Origin of the sequence: Ruegeria lacuscaerulensis (assembly GCF_013034745.1) — a bacterium.
In the GTDB taxonomy this organism is placed as follows: Bacteria; Pseudomonadota; Alphaproteobacteria; order Rhodobacterales; family Rhodobacteraceae; genus Ruegeria; species Ruegeria lacuscaerulensis_B.
Genome location: NZ_WQGP01000003.1, coordinates 356342 through 371992, shown reverse-complemented (window position 1 = coordinate 371992; position 15651 = coordinate 356342). Strand labels below are relative to the sequence as shown.

Annotated in this window: 13 protein-coding genes; 12 read left to right on the top strand and 1 reads right to left on the bottom strand. The window is 56.9% G+C overall.

The window, feature by feature from the left end; translation table 11 throughout:
* Positions 1–401 precede the first annotated feature (401 nt).
* Positions 402–1451, bottom strand: a complete 1050-nt coding sequence (locus tag GOV79_RS07940; RefSeq protein ID WP_170789349.1) for a LacI family DNA-binding transcriptional regulator — start codon at positions 1449–1451, stop codon at positions 402–404.
* Between the two features lie 100 nt (positions 1452–1551).
* Here GOV79_RS07940 and GOV79_RS07935 point away from each other — a divergent pair, with 100 nt between their 5' ends.
* The 12 genes from GOV79_RS07935 to GOV79_RS07880 all read left to right on the top strand — a co-directional run bounded on the left by GOV79_RS07935 (position 1552) and on the right by GOV79_RS07880 (position 15133).
* Positions 1552–3084 (top strand): sugar ABC transporter ATP-binding protein, encoded by a 1533-nt coding sequence (locus GOV79_RS07935; RefSeq protein ID WP_331252440.1) that lies wholly within the window; start codon positions 1552–1554, stop codon positions 3082–3084.
* Positions 3085–3095: 11 nt separating this feature from the next.
* Positions 3096–4115 (top strand): ABC transporter permease, encoded by a 1020-nt coding sequence (locus GOV79_RS07930; RefSeq protein WP_170356573.1) that lies wholly within the window; start codon positions 3096–3098, stop codon positions 4113–4115.
* A 20-nt stretch (positions 4116–4135) separates the two neighbouring features.
* Positions 4136–5182 carry a substrate-binding domain-containing protein gene (locus tag GOV79_RS07925; RefSeq protein WP_170789348.1) on the top strand — a complete coding sequence of 349 codons (1047 nt, stop codon included), beginning with the start codon at positions 4136–4138 and terminating at the stop codon, positions 5180–5182.
* Positions 5183–5300: 118 nt separating this feature from the next.
* The gene (locus GOV79_RS07920) at positions 5301–6062 is read left to right on the top strand and encodes an ATP-binding cassette domain-containing protein (protein ID WP_170789347.1); all 762 of its coding nucleotides are present in this window, start codon (positions 5301–5303) and stop codon (positions 6060–6062) included.
* Positions 6063–6073: 11 nt separating this feature from the next.
* Positions 6074–7201, top strand: coding sequence for an ABC transporter permease (locus GOV79_RS07915; protein WP_170783242.1), 1128 nt, complete (start codon positions 6074–6076; stop codon positions 7199–7201).
* Between the two features lie 83 nt (positions 7202–7284).
* On the top strand, positions 7285–8430 hold the full coding sequence (locus tag GOV79_RS07910; protein WP_331252101.1) for a substrate-binding domain-containing protein: 1146 nt from the start codon (positions 7285–7287) through the stop codon (positions 8428–8430).
* Between the two features lie 75 nt (positions 8431–8505).
* Positions 8506–9468 carry a hypothetical protein gene (locus GOV79_RS07905; RefSeq protein ID WP_170789346.1) on the top strand — a complete coding sequence of 321 codons (963 nt, stop codon included), beginning with the start codon at positions 8506–8508 and terminating at the stop codon, positions 9466–9468.
* Positions 9465–10469, top strand: a complete 1005-nt coding sequence (locus GOV79_RS07900; protein ID WP_170789345.1) for a 4-hydroxythreonine-4-phosphate dehydrogenase PdxA — start codon at positions 9465–9467, stop codon at positions 10467–10469. The genes GOV79_RS07905 and GOV79_RS07900 overlap by 4 nt, the downstream gene beginning before the upstream one ends.
* A 10-nt stretch (positions 10470–10479) precedes the next feature.
* Positions 10480–11655 (top strand): L-rhamnonate dehydratase, encoded by a 1176-nt coding sequence (locus GOV79_RS07895; RefSeq protein ID WP_170771798.1) that lies wholly within the window; start codon positions 10480–10482, stop codon positions 11653–11655.
* A 3-nt stretch (positions 11656–11658) separates the two neighbouring features.
* Complete coding sequence (locus GOV79_RS07890; RefSeq protein ID WP_170789344.1) at positions 11659–12567, top strand: dihydrodipicolinate synthase family protein; 909 nt, start codon at positions 11659–11661, stop codon at positions 12565–12567.
* Position 12568: 1 nt separating this feature from the next.
* Positions 12569–14080 (top strand): aldehyde dehydrogenase (NADP(+)), encoded by a 1512-nt coding sequence (locus GOV79_RS07885; protein WP_170789343.1) that lies wholly within the window; start codon positions 12569–12571, stop codon positions 14078–14080.
* A 123-nt stretch (positions 14081–14203) separates the two neighbouring features.
* Positions 14204–15133 carry an SMP-30/gluconolactonase/LRE family protein gene (locus GOV79_RS07880; protein WP_170789342.1) on the top strand — a complete coding sequence of 310 codons (930 nt, stop codon included), beginning with the start codon at positions 14204–14206 and terminating at the stop codon, positions 15131–15133.
* The last annotated feature ends 518 nt before the right edge of the window (positions 15134–15651 follow it).

Sequence of the window (15651 nt, the reverse complement as noted above, 5' to 3'; positions counted from 1 at the left end):
GGAACAATAAGACCGATTCATTCAGCTGCGAAGTGCTATTTAGTTCGCGTTCCGGTCGCCAGACTTTTTGCTTCTTACTGCTACCGGTGGGTACTTTGTTCTTAACTCAAGAAAGATTCAGGCGTTGACTAAGGCAGTAAAGAACTGGAGCGCAATTTTGCTGTGGCTTGAGGGGCAATAGCGAGGCTTGGCACTATGCCACGTTGGAGCCTTCAAAGCTGTGAACAACACCATAGCCCCGCTGGTTCGGGCTTAGAATTCAGTTCACTCACACCTTCGCTTTGATAGTATGCGTGCTGCGAATATTTCCTTTGGTTCGCTGCGCCTCCTCGACGATGCCCGCCGATCAACGGAAGTAGAGGGCCGATTACTGGCATACATTCCTCGCACCGCTTCGGTGTTTACTCAGCCGATCTCGACTTCCTTACTGTGCTCCCTGGAATAAGTCGAAACCCGACATCCGTAGTGGACTTGGCTGGTTCACCGTTGATCTGAGCCAGAACCATCTCGGCTGCGATCTGGCCAATCTTAAGGTGGGGAACTGCGATTGATGTCAGCCGATAAGGTTGTATTGCCGAAATTGGCAAATCGCCCCATCCGGCGATGCCGATATCTTCCGGAACGCTCAGGCCGATTTTCTGGGCATAGTGAAGCCCGCCAATCGCCATGTTGTCGTTCTGATAGAATATGACTTCGATATCGCGATGCGAGGCAAGCAGCTGCTCGGTGCCGTAGAACCCGGTGTAAAACCCCGGCGTATCTTTTAGGAGCAGTTGTTTTTCCAGTCGGCCGTTTGCATCCTCGATGGCTTTAGAGAAGCCGTTAAGGCGTGCGGTTGCCGCGTTCGCCACGTCATGACATGTGCCGACATAGCCGAATTTTTGGTAATTCATTCCTGCTAGATAACGACCCATGCTATAGCCGCTGTCAAAGTGGTTCAGCCCGACGCACATGTCCAAAGGGCTGGAATTGAAGTCCCAGATTTCGACCAAAGGAATGCCAGCGCCGCGCAACATCTGGATCGCTTTCTGGCTATGTGAGCGACCGGTAATGATCAGCCCGGCAGGTTGCCAGGACAGTACGGTCTCAATCCATTTTTCCTCATGGTCGATTTCATGCTCGGTCAGTCCCAGCACCGTCTGGTGGCCAAATGCTCCAAGTTTTCGGTCGATGCCTTCCAGAACCTGCGCAAATATTTCGTTGCCCAGTTCAGGGATGCTGACCCCGACAAAAGTGGACTTCTTGTCGCCCGCAAAAACCGTCGCTAGCCGATTCGGTAGGTAGCCCAACCTGTCCACCTCGGCCATAACCTTAGCGCGCGTTTTTTCCGAAAACCCGCCTTCATCGCGCAGGACTCGACTGGCCGTCATCTTAGACACACCCGCAGCCTTTGCCACCTCAGCAAGGCTTACTTTATTGTTTTTACTTGATTTATCAGTGTCGCTGCTCATTTACGTTACGGGTAACTCTTTTTTATTGACAATGGGCGGGTCTGTGCGAATGCTAGCGTAACGTTACGGGTAACTCAATACGATGTTGAGGAGCATCAGGGTGACCCAAGCCCAGGAGGAGACAGCCGTGCCCGGCACAGCGCAAAACAATCTGTTCTTTGACGGGATAAAGAAGCATTTCGGAGGCACCTATGCGCTGCGCGACGTGTCACTGAATGTCGAACGCGGAGAGATTGTTGCCCTACTGGGAGAAAACGGAGCCGGGAAATCGACCCTCATCAAAATCCTCGGCGGAATTCACAAAGCGGATGAAGGGCGGGTTTTGATCAACGGTGAACCCTACGAACATCGTCCAGGCGGGTTCGGCGAGCGTCAGTCCGTGGCGTTTATCCATCAGGATCTCGGCATGATCGAATGGATGACCGTGGCCGAGAACATTGCGCTTGCTCTGGGCTATTCGCGAAAGGGCGGTTTGATCAATTGGAAATCCGTGGAGAGCTTTGCACAGGACGCGCTGGACAAGGTGGGATGTGAATTCGACCCGACTACGCGGGTTCAGGACTTGTCGCGGACCGAGAAATCTCTGGTCGCGATTGCACGCGCTTTGGCCGTTGATTGTGACTATCTGGTGCTGGATGAACCAACCGCATCCCTACCTGCGGATGAGGTCGAACGACTGTTCGAAGCCTTGCGCCCGCTGAAGGAACAAGGCGTCGGTATGATCTATGTGTCGCATCGGCTGGATGAGATTTTTCAGATTGCTGATCGGGTTGCCGTACTACGAGACGGAGAGATGGTTGGGCTGCGTAGCATTGACCACACCACACCCGAAGAACTGGTTTATATGATCGTCGGCCGCAAGACTCGGCAGGTGATGAAACCAGACATGCCGCCGGGTGCAACGTTGCTTGAGGTGTCTGGCCTGAACATGGAAGCAGCGCACAACGTCAGTTTCCAGTTGAAGACAAATGAAATCGTCGGGCTGGTGGGGCTGCGCGGGGCGGGTCACGAAAACGTCTCGCGCGCGCTGTTCGGGTCGGAAGGGTTTAGCGGCCAGATAACCCTGCATGGTGAAACGCCTGACCTGAGCACGCCGCAAACTGCGATGGCATCAGGGATCGGGCTGGTTGCGCGGGACAGAACCGAAGAGTCCGTTGCCATGTCACTGACCATTCGAGAGAACACGTTCCTGAACCCTGCCGCGATCGGGCGGTCGCTGTTGTCGTTCATGAGCCACAAAGCTGAAACAGAGAGCGCCACCCGGATCGGAGCGGACGTCGCCTTGTCTCCCAATGATCAAAGCATGGCGATTGAAAGCTTGTCGGGTGGAAACCAGCAAAAAGTGGTCATCGGACGTTGGCTGGAAACCAAGCGCAGGCTGTTGATCTGCGAAGACCCGACGGCGGGGGTTGATGTTGGTGCGAAAGCAGAAATTTACGCGCTGTTGAACCGCGCAATGGAAGAGGGCGTCGGCATCATCGTCGTTTCCACCGATTTCGAGGAAGTTGCAGCCATCTGCCATCGCGCCATTGTCTTCAGTCAGGGTCAGATCGTGCGCGAATTGACCGGAACCGAACTGACCACTGAAAACCTGATACAAGCTGCTTCGGCCTCGAACACCGTCGCGAGTTAAGGAATACGAGAATGCAATCGCTTGAATCCAATGCGCTGGAACCAACCAAGGCCGAGCTGAAAGATGTCTCGCTAAAGACACGGATCCTCAGGTTCCTACCGGTCTATGGCCTGGTTTTGCTGACAGGTTTTCTGATCATCCTATTTTCCATCCTGCTGCCAAACACGTTCCCGACTCTTTTGAATCTACGGGCGATTATCTCGGACAAGGCGATTATCGCGCTTTTGTCGCTGGGGGCGATGATTCCGATGGCGGCGGGTCGTATCGATCTAACCGTGGGATACGGGATCGTGCTGTGGCATATCCTTGCGATCTCGTTGCAAACCACGTTTGGAATTCCATGGCCGATTGCCGTGGCAATCGTCCTGTCGCTGGGTTTGCTAACCGGGTTCCTGAACGGACTGCTGGTCGAGGTTGCCAAAATTGACAGCTTCATTGCGACCTTGGGCACGGGCACGGTGCTGTACGCTCTGGCACTGTGGCACACGGGCGGACGTCAGATGGTTGGGGCGTTGCCGGATAGTTTCTACGCAATCAACGGCACCTTCGTGTTCGGCCTGCCAATCACGGGGTTTTATGTGCTGGGTATCACGGTCGCGATGTGGCTGATCCTGGAATACACGCCGATTGGCCGGTATCTCTATGCGATTGGGGCCAATCAGCGCGCTGCGCAACTAAACGGTATTCCGACCCGGAAATTCGTCATCGGCGCTTTCATGTCTTCGGGGCTGATCACGGCTTTTGCCGGAGTGCTGCTGGCGTCGAAATTGCGGATCGGGCAAGCCTCGGTCGGTCTTGAATTCCTGTTACCTGCTTTGGTTGGGGCCTTTCTTGGGTCCACGACCATCAAGCCGGGACGCGTGAATGTTTGGGGAACAGTCGTGGGTGTCGCGATCCTGGCTGTTGGCATCTCGGGCATTCAGCAATTCGGAGGATCCTTCTGGGTCGAGCCGATGTTCAACGGTGTCACGCTGCTGATTGCAATCGGTATTGCCGGTTACGCTCAGCGTCGCAAAGGCGCCAACAAGTAAACAGCATAAGGGAGGAGATTATGCTGAAACGGACTTTCATGGCACTATCCGCTGCTGCGCTTCTGACGGGTTTAGGACTTCCGGTGACCGCCGAGACGGCGTTCGACGGCCCCACCAGCGGACCCAAAGCCGCCGAAGGCAAATCCATTGTCGTCGTCGCGGGCGATCTGAAAAACGGCGGTATTCTGGGCGTAACCAATGGCGTCCAGGAAGCTGTCGGAACCATTGGCTGGGACGTGCGCGTTCTGGATGGTGCGGGTTCTATTCAGGGCCGGACCGGGGCCATTGGCCAGGCACTGGCTTTGCAACCTGACGGGATTATCATCAACGGCTTCGATGCCATCGAACAGCAGGCCGCGTTGGAAGGCGTGGTGAACGCAGGCATTCCGATGGTGGCCTGGCACTCCGGTCCCAAGATCGGGTGTGACGCACCCGGAGGAATTTTCGCCAATGTCTCGACCGATGCCATGACCGTCTCTGAGGTGGCCGCGGAATGGGCGATGGATGACGGCGCCGATGGTGTTGGTGCCATCATCTTCACCGATTCGACCTATCAGATCGCCATCGACAAAGCGGACCGGATCAAGGAAACCATTGAGGCTGCCGGCGGTACGGTGCTTGAATATGTCGACACGCCCATCGCCGATACCTCGGCGCGGATGGGGCCGCTGACCACCAGCCTGTTGCAGAAATATGGTGATCAGTGGACCCATGCGCTTGCAATCAACGATCTATACTTCGACTTCATGGGGCCTGCATTGGCGGCGGCGGGTATCTCGTCCGAAGATGGGCCGCAGGCTGGGTCTGCTGGTGATGGATCAGAGGCCGCTTTCCAACGTATCCGCAGCGGCAACTACCAGACAATTACAGTGGCCGAGCCGCTGAACCTGCAGGGCTGGCAATTGGTCGACGAGTTGAACCGTGCCATTCAGGGCGAGCCATGCTCGGGCTATGTCACGTCGCCTGCGTTGGTGACCGAGGAAGGTTTGGCAAAACTGGGCGACAGCAATCAGTTCGATCCCGACAGCCCCTACCGCGAAGCTTACGCAAAGATCTGGGGCAAGTAAGCGAACCGGCGGCCCCTGCTTGAATCGGTAGGGGCCCCGTTCAAAAAATGACACAGCGCACAGCCAACTCAGCGGTCTTTTGACCGCCATGGCGGAGCTTTGCGCAGAGGAGGAAACCATGAGCGACCAGCCATTGGTTCAAATGCAAGGAATAACCAAACGTTTTGGCGGCGTGACGGCGCTGCAGGATGTGGATCTGACCGCATATTCGGGCGAAGTGCTCGCTATTGTTGGAGATAACGGGGCAGGCAAATCCACCCTGATCAAGATTTTGACGGGAGTGTATCAGCCCACCGAAGGACATATTCTGATGGATGGAAAACCGTTGGAGATGGCCAGCCACTCTGACGCAATCGCGCATGGCATTGATGCGGTTTATCAGACTTTGGCGTTGGCTGATCATCTGTCGCCAGCAGCGAACATGTTTCTTGGCAATGAGTTGACCAAGAACGTTTTCGGCATTCCGTTTCTGGACAACAAACGCATGAAGTCCGAGGCCGCGCGGGTTTTGGAAGAACGCCTTGGTGTCCGGCTGCGGTCAATGGATGTCATGACGGAAAGCCTTTCGGGCGGTCAGCGTCAGGCGGTTGCTATTTCGCGTGCGGTCTACCACGAAGACCTTCGCTTGCTGGTGATGGATGAACCCACCGCAGCTTTGGGTCCGCAGGAAACCGCGCGGACGTTGAAACTGATCAAGGCGCTGCGCGAACAGGGTCTGGCCGTAATACTGATTTCACACTCGCTTGACGACGTTTTCGAGGTCGCCGACCGCGTTCATGTGCAACGCCGAGGGCGCGCCGTTGGCGTTGTCAAAACTGCGGATAGTTCCGTTCAAGACGTACTGGGCCTGATCGTCGGCGCCCAGGATGCGGCCGCGTGAAGGAGAACGGTATGTCCGCAACCACCACAAATCCCGAACAAAAGACCATCATGGACCGGCTCGAGCCTTATCTGGCGTTCATTGGTCCAATGGTGATGATCCTGGCGATCCTCATCTTTATGGGCATCGCTGAACCGGCGCGATATTTCCGTCTGACCAACCTGAACCTGATCCTGCTGGACGCGGCGCTCTATATGCCGATGGCCATGGCGATGACTTTCGTTATCACCCAGCGTGGGATCGACTTATCTATTGGCTCAATCGCCGCGCTGTCCGCGATCCTCATGGCGTTTTTGGTCAAACAATACGGGTTTCCCGCCTGGGTCGCTGTTCCTTTGGCAATTGTCCTTGGGGCGCTGATGGGTCTGATCAATGGTCTGGTCATCACCCGGTTTAAAGTTCCCGACCTGATCGGCACGCTGGCGATGGACCTAGTCTATCGCGGTCTGGCGCTGGTGATTGCCAAAGGTCTGGTTCTGGCCCGTTTCCCGGACCTGATCACGGAAATTGGACGGGGTCAAATCCCGGGCTTTATTCCAGTCCCGGTGGTCCTGGGGCTGATTACAATGGCCATCGGCTACGTGGTCCTGACCCGCACTTATTTCGGGCGCTACACCATTGCTATCGGTTCGAACCCCGAGGCCAGCGAGATGACCGGTGTCGCCGTCGATCGCCACAAGATCTATGCCTATGTTCTGATGGGCGCTGCAGCAGCCATGGCTGGTGTCATGCTGACCGGAAAGCTGAATGCCATTCAGGCAACCTCGGCCCCCTATTTCAATCTGCACGTCATCGCTGCGGTTGTTGTCGGCGGTACGTCCCTGTTCGGCGGGCGTGCCTCGATGATCGGGTCTTTGGCCGGGGTGTTGTTGCTGTCAATGATGATCAACGCGCTGGTGACCCTGCGGATCGAATTCTTCTGGCAATCCGTCGCCTCGGGTGTGGTGATAGTCAGCTCGGTCGCACTGTACACCTGGATGCAAAAGAAAGACCGGGACGGGGCGCATGGCCTGATGGCGGCTCTGCGCAGCAAGGAGGCGCAGAAACTCATCCGCTTCTCTGCAGCGCTGATCGGCGCCCTGATCCTATTGCTGGCCCTTGGGGCGGGACTGGCAACCGAGCCTGCGCCAAGCGGCTAAGGCAATCAAAGTGGTGCGCCCGGAGGTAGGAGTCCTGGCGCACCTGCAAGACCCCACAATGTTCGCGAAAGGGAGGACTTACCGTGAAACAATTGAACAAAGCACTACTGACGACAAGCCTGTTTTGCCTGTGTGCCGCTTCGGCCATGGCGGAAACCAAGCTGCCTCTGAAGGAACTGCCCGGCATCGGCGACCGAGATTACTGGGTGCCCGGCGAAGTGAATGCCGAGGGCAAGCTTGAGGCGCTTCAGGCAACGACTGGCGCGGAAGCCGTGAAATACACCGGTACGCAGGATGCGCCGTTGCAGATTGCGCTGATCTATCCGTCTGCGGATACGTCCGATTTCTGGGCGCGTAATTATCTGGCGATGACAAAACGTCTGGAAGAGCTGGGTATTGAATACGAGACGACCGAGTTCGCCAGCCGCCAGATTGAGCACAGCCTGCAATCGACCTATGCCAACCAGGTGGTTCAGGATGCAGATCTGTATGACTTCGTGATCTTCGGGCCGTCAGAACTGGCCATTCAGGCCGACAATATTGACAAGATGGCAGGCAATGACGGCTTTGCGACCTTTGTCTGGGCCTTCCACACACCGCCCAAAGACCTGACCAATCAGCCCGATGCGTGGTTCGACTTCAGTTCGGCTGCGGGCGCACTGACCATGTGCGACTACATGCTGGAGCGTCTTGGCAATGATGTGACCATGGCGATGAACCGGGGTATTCCGGGCATCACGGACGATCAGCGCTCGGGTGATTTCAAGGCCTGCGTCGAGGAGAAAGGCAATTGGAACACCGTTTACGAACACTACGGTGAGTATCAGCGTGAAGGCGGGTTCGAAGGCACCAGCCTGATCCTGCAAGCCTATCCCGAGGCTACAATTATCCACAACGCCAACACTGCAATGGCGATGGGATCGGTTGAGGCTCAGGTCGCGGTCGGCAAAGAGAAAGACGTGTTCTCAACCGGCTGGGGCGGCACAGGCCTTGAACTGGATGCCATCCGCCGGGGTGAGCTGGATGCTACGCCGATGCGTATGGGCGATGACGTTGGGGCCGCCACGGCCGAGGCGATCAAGGCGCATCTGGAAGGACGTCAAGACGAACTGCCCTTTGTTTTCCTTGGCCGGATCACGGTTGCTCATGATCAGATGAGTGCCGAAGAACTTGACGCGCTGGAACAGGAAGCCTTCCGCTTCTCAGGCGTCGGGGCGCTGGAACGCTAAGGAGCGCGTCTGTGGCCGATATGTGAGTGGTCGGCCACAGACACCTCGACAATTTACTATTCAGATGAGGTCTACATGGCGCAGTCCATGATGTTGGTTGAAAAATGCAGCCATCGAATAAGCTGGTACGACATAGACACCGGCGCATCGCAGGGGTGTCTGGAGCTGCCGCAGTTCCCCCACGAGTTCGTTGTGGATGACGAATTTCGTTATGCCTATGTGGGTCACTACGGTGTGCAGAATTCAGACATAGCTGGCAATCACGGCCGCTCGGTCATCGTGATTGATATCCGAGAGAGAAAAATCGTTCACGTCTACGATCTGGGTGAACACGCGCGACCCCACGGGATTGGGCTGGATGGGCAGGGGCGTCTCTACGTCCTGTCGGAATGGTCGGGTCACTTGCTGGTCAAGGAAAACCCTCGCGCTTTCGACCAGGGTTGGGATCACATCACGCCAACAGGGGGCACCAAAGGGCACCTCTTTGCGCTGACCAAAGACGGCCTGACGGCTTTTGCGATGAATCTGACGTCAGGCGACGTTACCAGGTTCAATCCTTACGACGCCTCGATCGAACCTATCTCGATCAAGACCGGACAAAAGCCCGAAGGGCGCTGCCTGCGTGAAGAAACAGCGACGCTTTATACCTCGCAACGCATTTCGAACACAGTGGCTGTAATCAATACGAAGACGCTTGAGATCGAACGCACGTTTCCGACGCCCAACGATCCCTGTCGCATCTACTACGATGAAAAGCGCAACCGCCTTCTGACAATGAACCATTTTGGCAGGTCGTTTTCCGTTTTTGACGAAGCGACAGGCGAACTGCTGCACGAACAGAAAACACCAGCGAACCCATTGGCCCTGTGCATCGACGACGAAGCGGACTTTGCCTACATCGCAGTTGATTGCGAACAGGTGCAGCGGTTCGACCTTGATACGTTCGAGGTGGTTCAAACTTTCGACACGGGTAACGAGCCAGACGTCATGGTCATCTTGCCCGATGGATTTTCGAGACATTGGGAGAAAGCGGCATGACTAAACCCCGCATTGCAATTGTTCCCGGCGACCCTTCGGGTATCGGGCCGGAACTGATCGCCAAGCTGCTTAACCAGGAAGGCGTGCAGGACGCTGCCGATATCGTACTGGTTGGCGACAGCCACCTCTGGCAGCGCGGCGCGGAACAGGCCGGTCTTGAGGTGCCGCTGAATACGGTGGCCGAGGTGACAGATCGTCCTGGCCCGAGCCATCTGAACCTCGACACTATCGCCCCCGAGGACGTGCAGATCGCCGAGGTCACGGTCGAAGGCGGCACCACGTCCTTGCGCTGTCTGGACAAGGCCATGGATCTGGCGATGGCCGGGCAAGTGGATGGCATCCTCTTTGGCCCATTCAACAAGGCCGCCATGACCGCCGCAGGGCTGAATGCCGAGGATGAGCACCGATATATGGCGCGCTATATGGGGCATACTGGTTATCACTCGGAACTCAACGTTCTGGAAGAGCTGATGACGACCCGTGTAACTTCGCATATCGGCCTCAAGGATGTCGCGGCCAATATCACCGAAGAGGGTGTTATGAAGGCGGTCAATCTGGCCAATGACACGCTGCGCAAGGCGGGTAAGGCGCGCCCCAACATCGCGGTCGCGGCGCTGAACCCGCATGCGGGGGACAACGGCAAGTTTGGCCGCGAGGAGATTGACATCCTCGAACCCGCTGTGCGCCAAGCACAGGAAAAACAGTTGAATGTAACGGGCCCATGGCCTTCGGACACGGTGTTCCTCAAGGCGCAGCGGGGCGAGGTCGATGCGGTCGTGACCATGTATCACGATCAGGGCCAGATCGCGATCAAGCTGATGGGGTTTGAACGCGGCGTGACGGTTGCAGGTGGCTTGCCCATCCCCGTTGCCACACCGGCTCATGGCACCGCTTTTGATATCGCCGGACAGAACAAGGCCAATCCGGGCGCAACGCGGCAGGCATTCGACCTGCTGGTGCGCATGGCCAAAACACATCGCGCCGAACGCCGCGCGGACTGAGAGGACAAAGATGACCAAGATTAAATCCGTTCGCACCCGCGTCTGGAACTGGACCGGACCGACCGTCCCGCCCACCGGCAATTTCTGCACCAACGCGTCGGACGTGCTGTACGAAAAAGGCGATGCGATGTCGTCTTTCCGGTTTCACCAATGGCTGACCTGCGAGATCGAAACCGAAGACGGCACCATCGGCATCGGCAACGCAGCCCTCGCACCCTCGGTGGTGAAGGCAGCCATTGACGAATGGTTCGCGCCATTGGTGATCGGCGAGGACCCGTTCGACTATGCCTATCTGTGGGAAAAGATGTACCGCCGCAGCCACGCCTGGGGGCGCAAGGGGATCGGGATGATCGCGATCTCGGCCGTTGATCTGGCGATCTGGGACCTGATGGGCAAACTGGCGGGTAAGCCAGTGTTCAAACTGCTGGGTGGCCGCACCAAGGAAAAGATCCCGGTGTATTACTCCAAGCTCTACTCTGGCCCGATCGATGTGATGCAGGCCGAGGCCGCCGAGGCGCAAAAGAACGGCTATTCCGCCTATAAAATGCGGTTCGGCTGGGGGCCGAAGGACGGCATGGCGGGCATGCGTGAAAACCTCAAACGGGTCGAGGCCGTGCGCGAGGTCATCGGCTATGACGTCGATCTGATGGTCGAATGCTACATGGGCTGGAACCTGGACTATGCCAAACGCATGCTGCCCAAGCTTGTTAAATACGAACCGCGCTGGTTGGAAGAACCCGTGATTGCCGACGATGTTGAAGGTTATCGCGAGCTGAATGCGATGAACATCGTCCCGATCTCGGGCGGTGAGCATGAATTCTCGATCATCGGGTGCAAGGACTTGATCGAGAAAAAGGCCGTCAGCGTCCTGCAATATGACACCAACCGCGTGGGCGGTATTACGGCGGCACAAAAGATCAACGCGATTGCCGAGGCGCATCAGATACCGGTCATCCCGCATGCAGGTCAGATGCATAATTATCATCTGACCATGGCCAACGCGAATTGCATGATCAGCGAATATTTCCCTGTCTTCGACGTCGAGGTAGGTAACGAGCTGTTCTATTACATCTTCGAAGGTGACCCCGAGGCGGTGGACGGCTTCCTTGATCTGGATGACAATAAGCCCGGTCTGGGGATTGAGATCACGGACAAACACCTGAAACACTTTGAGATTACGGAGTAGTCCATGAGCTATACCGGTATCTGGCCCGTTGCGCCGACACCATTCCACGAAGACGGAACACTTGATCTGGAAGGGATGAAGCGCGTTCTGGATTGCCTGATCGATCAAGGCGCGGACGGGATCTGCGTTTTGGCTAATTTCTCAGAGCAATTCCTGATCTCGGATGAGGAGCGCGCGATCCTGACCCGGCTCAGCCTTGAACATGTCGCGGGCCGCGTGCCGATGATCGTGACGATCAGCCATTTTGCGACGCAGATCGCAGTGGAACGGGCCAAATTCGCCAAAGATCTGGGCGCGGACATCGTGATGATGATGCCGCCCTATCACGGGGCGCTTCTGAAGGGGACCGCGCAGCAGACCTATGATCAGTTTGCAGCCGTGGGCGAGGCCGGCATTCCGATCATGGTCCAAGACGCGCCCTTGTCGGGCGTTGATCTGCCGGTGCCGTTGCTGGTGCGCATGGCGCAAGAGATTGAAATGGTAAAGCTGTTCAAGATCGAATGCCCTCGGGCAGCGAACAAGCTGCGCGCGCTGATTGCCGAAGGCGGAGAGGCGATTGAAGCACCTTTTGATGGCGAGGAAGGTATCACCCTATTGGCCGATCTGGATGCGGGGGCGACGGGTTCGATGACCTCGGGCATGATCGTGGACCAGATAAAGCCGGTCATCACGCATCACCTTGCAGGCCGTGTAGACGAGGCGACAGCGGCCTATGGCCGGGTGGCGATGGTGATCAACCATGAAAACCGCCAATGCGGCTGGCAATCCTGCAAAGCGGCGATGGTCGAAGGGGGCGTCATCGGGTCCGAGTTCTGCCGCCATCCCATTGATCCGCTGCAACCGGCCATCCGAGACCGGTTGATAGACCTTTTAAAACCGCTGGACCCAATGGTCCTGAATTGGGGAAAATAAAATGATACTTGGACAAAATCTGATCGACGGCGCATGGGTCGGGTCAGACAATCTGCGTGCCTCAGACGATCTTGACGGCCAAAGCTTTGCTCAGGCCACCGCCGCGCAGGTGGATGACGCGTGCCGCGCCGCACGTCGCGATTTCCGCGCTTACTCGGGTAAATCGCGGACCGAGCGCGCCACATTCTTGCGCACGATTGCCGAACAGATGGATGTGCTAGGTGACGAGATCACGCAAACCGGCATGGCCGAGACAGGCCTGCCCGAGGCGCGGCTGGTGGGTGAACGTGGACGCACAACGGGCCAGTTACGCATGTTCGCAGATCTGATCGAAGAGACTGGGTATCTCGATATACGTAAAGAAGGCGCCCTCCCTGACCGGACACCTCTCCCTCGTCCGGATTTGCGCCTGACGCACAAAGCAATAGGTCCAGTGGCCGTGTTTGGTGCGTCGAACTTCCCGCTCGCCTTCTCCACGGCGGGCGGGGACACCGCCTCGGCCCTTGCTGCTGGGTGCCCGGTGATCGTCAAGGGACACAGCGCTCATGCAGGCACTGCTGAACTTGTAGGACAAGCCATTGCCAAGGCGATCGAGATGTGCGGCATGCCAGCTGCTACATTCCAGATCTTGCAAGGATCAGGGCGCGAGGTGGGTTCCGCCCTTGTGCAGCATCCCGAGATCACTGCCGTCGGTTTTACAGGGTCACTCGCCGGGGGCAGGGCGCTTTATGATCTATGCCATGCGCGTTCAAACCCTATCCCCTTTTATGGTGAGCTTGGCTCGGTCAATCCTATGTTCTGCCTTCCAGACGCGATGCGTGCCCGCGCGACCGAGATCGGCGTAGGCTGGGCCGCGTCTCTGACCATGGGGGCCGGACAGTTCTGCACCAATCCCGGGGTTGCCGTGATGCTGAAAGGCCCGGATGCGGATGCGTTGGAAACCGCCTGTGTCGCCGCGCTGAACGACACGGCAGAGCAGAAAATGCTAACAGACGGAATCCTTGGCGCTTATGAGCAGGGGGTTCGCGAATTCCGCGATCTGATGGTCGAGGTTACGTCTTGCAGTGCCGCGACGGGCAAACGCGCCGCTGTGCCGGCTTTGTTCAAAGTCAGTGCAGCGGAGTGGATGGCGAACCCCAAGCTGCAGCACGAAGTATTTGGTGCTGCTGGCATTATCGTCTTGTGTGACGACAAAGAGCAGATGCAACAGCTGGCGGAATGTCTGGAAGGACAGCTGACGCTGACCTTGCATCTGGACGACTCGGATGCCGCGTTGGCCAAGTCACTGATGCCCATTCTCGAGGAAAAAGCAGGTCGTTTATTGGCAAACGGCTATCCCACCGGAGTCGAGGTGTGTTCATCAATGATGCATGGCGGGCCCTATCCGGCCAGCACAGATGTCCGAGCAACCTCCGTCGGGACTCTGGCGATCGTGCGCTGGCTGCGCCCGGTCAGTTATCAAAACATTCCCGACGCGCTTTTGCCGGATGAATTGAAAGGCTTGAGCGCCTGACGGTCGCAATCGTCAGGTGACCGCCCCTATACGGTCCTTTAGGCCATCTCTGGCCTGACCCGGAACTGCCTGGAGTGCGCAGCTTTTCACTCCAGGAGAACAGAAAAACGAAGGAGAAAACGGATGTACGGCGTTCTCGACGGAACCGGTTTTGAAGTCATCGAAAAAGAATTCGAGGCCTGTTTCATCGGCCATGCTCGGGTCGAGCGGTTGTGGACCGGTGCTCGTTGGTCCGAGGGCCCGGCGTGGTTTGCCGCCGGGCGTTATCTGGTCTGGTCGGATATTCCCAACAACCGGCTGATGCGGTGGGACGATACAGATGGCTCGGTCTCGGTGTTTCGGCAACCCTCCAACAACGCCAATGGCAACACGGTAGACCGGCAGGGACGCTTGGTGTCGTGCGAGCACCTAACCAGACGCGTCACCCGAACCGAGCATGATGGATCCATCACGGTTCTGGCGGACGCATGGCAGGGAAAGCACCTGAACTCTCCAAACGACGTCGTTGTTAAATCAGACGGGTCCATTTGGTTCACGGACCCGTCCTATGGGATCATGATGGACTATGAAGGCGAGCGCGCCGAAAGCGAGATTGGCGCGTGCCACGTGTATCGCGTGGACCCGACATCGGGCGAGGTCACAGCGGTTGCAACTGATTTCGTCAAGCCTAATGGCTTGGCTTTTTCACCGGATGAGAGCGCACTCTATATCTCGGATACCGGTATCACTCATGACCCCGAAGGTCCGGCACATATTCGCCGTTTCCGCGTATCGAACGACGGAAAAACCCTTTCAGGAGGTGAGGTCTTCGCCAATTGCTCCGCCGGATTGTTCGACGGGTTCAGGCCAGACCGTGAAGGCCGCATCTGGAGTTCCGCCGCAGACGGTATTCATTGCCTGAACCCCCAAGGAGATCTGATCGGCAAGGTCGACATGCCCGAGATGGTAGGAAATGTGTGTTTTGGCGGTGCCAAGCTGAACCGACTGTTCGCGGCGGGAACAAGCAGCCTTTACGCGATCTATCTGAATGTAAACGGCGTCTCACCCGTTTGATTCTACTTGCTGCAATAGGATTGAATGTAGGGGGAAAACTACAAAGCGCTCTATGTGTATGCCGTTCAGGTTGTAATACTAAGGTCTGCAAGGCATTTTTGGGTGAAGGCAGTGAATGTCCGCAATGTGAGTAGGCTGCGGTGTTTAAGCACACAGTTTAATGGCAGGATTGGGCCGTACCAAAAAAATGTAGCTGCGTGCTTACACTTCATACACAATTGTCAGAAACTCACCTCTTCATTTTCGAGCCTATGACGCGCGTAGGTACATCCCTGCTTGTTGGTTGTCCTCGCTTGTGCGCCCGGACCCGTACTGCTTTCCCGTTGGCATACTGTCTTTCGTGTTCGGCCACCCAATGCTCAGTTGGCGCAGCTCGACTTGCTGTTTGTAGTGCTCAAAGCGAAGCCTTGCCTTTTGTTCAGTCGGATGCCGCGCACCTGCAGGTCCAATTCGAATGGTACGGTGAGACTTGAAAACTCGGTCATTCAAGCCTTGCTAAACATCTGCGCTGTTTTGGC

Coding starts and splice junctions, on each gene's coding strand:
- GOV79_RS07940 (WP_170789349.1), bottom strand. CDS start 1,451: ATGAGCAGCGACACTGATAAATCAAGTAAAAACAATAAAGTAAGCCTT.
- GOV79_RS07930 (WP_170356573.1), top strand. CDS start 3,096: ATGCAATCGCTTGAATCCAATGCGCTGGAACCAACCAAGGCCGAGCTG.
- GOV79_RS07925 (WP_170789348.1), top strand. CDS start 4,136: ATGCTGAAACGGACTTTCATGGCACTATCCGCTGCTGCGCTTCTGACG.
- GOV79_RS07920 (WP_170789347.1), top strand. CDS start 5,301: ATGAGCGACCAGCCATTGGTTCAAATGCAAGGAATAACCAAACGTTTT.
- GOV79_RS07915 (WP_170783242.1), top strand. CDS start 6,074: ATGTCCGCAACCACCACAAATCCCGAACAAAAGACCATCATGGACCGG.
- GOV79_RS07905 (WP_170789346.1), top strand. CDS start 8,506: ATGGCGCAGTCCATGATGTTGGTTGAAAAATGCAGCCATCGAATAAGC.
- GOV79_RS07900 (WP_170789345.1), top strand. CDS start 9,465: ATGACTAAACCCCGCATTGCAATTGTTCCCGGCGACCCTTCGGGTATC.
- GOV79_RS07895 (WP_170771798.1), top strand. CDS start 10,480: ATGACCAAGATTAAATCCGTTCGCACCCGCGTCTGGAACTGGACCGGA.
- GOV79_RS07890 (WP_170789344.1), top strand. CDS start 11,659: ATGAGCTATACCGGTATCTGGCCCGTTGCGCCGACACCATTCCACGAA.
- GOV79_RS07885 (WP_170789343.1), top strand. CDS start 12,569: ATGATACTTGGACAAAATCTGATCGACGGCGCATGGGTCGGGTCAGAC.
- GOV79_RS07880 (WP_170789342.1), top strand. CDS start 14,204: ATGTACGGCGTTCTCGACGGAACCGGTTTTGAAGTCATCGAAAAAGAA.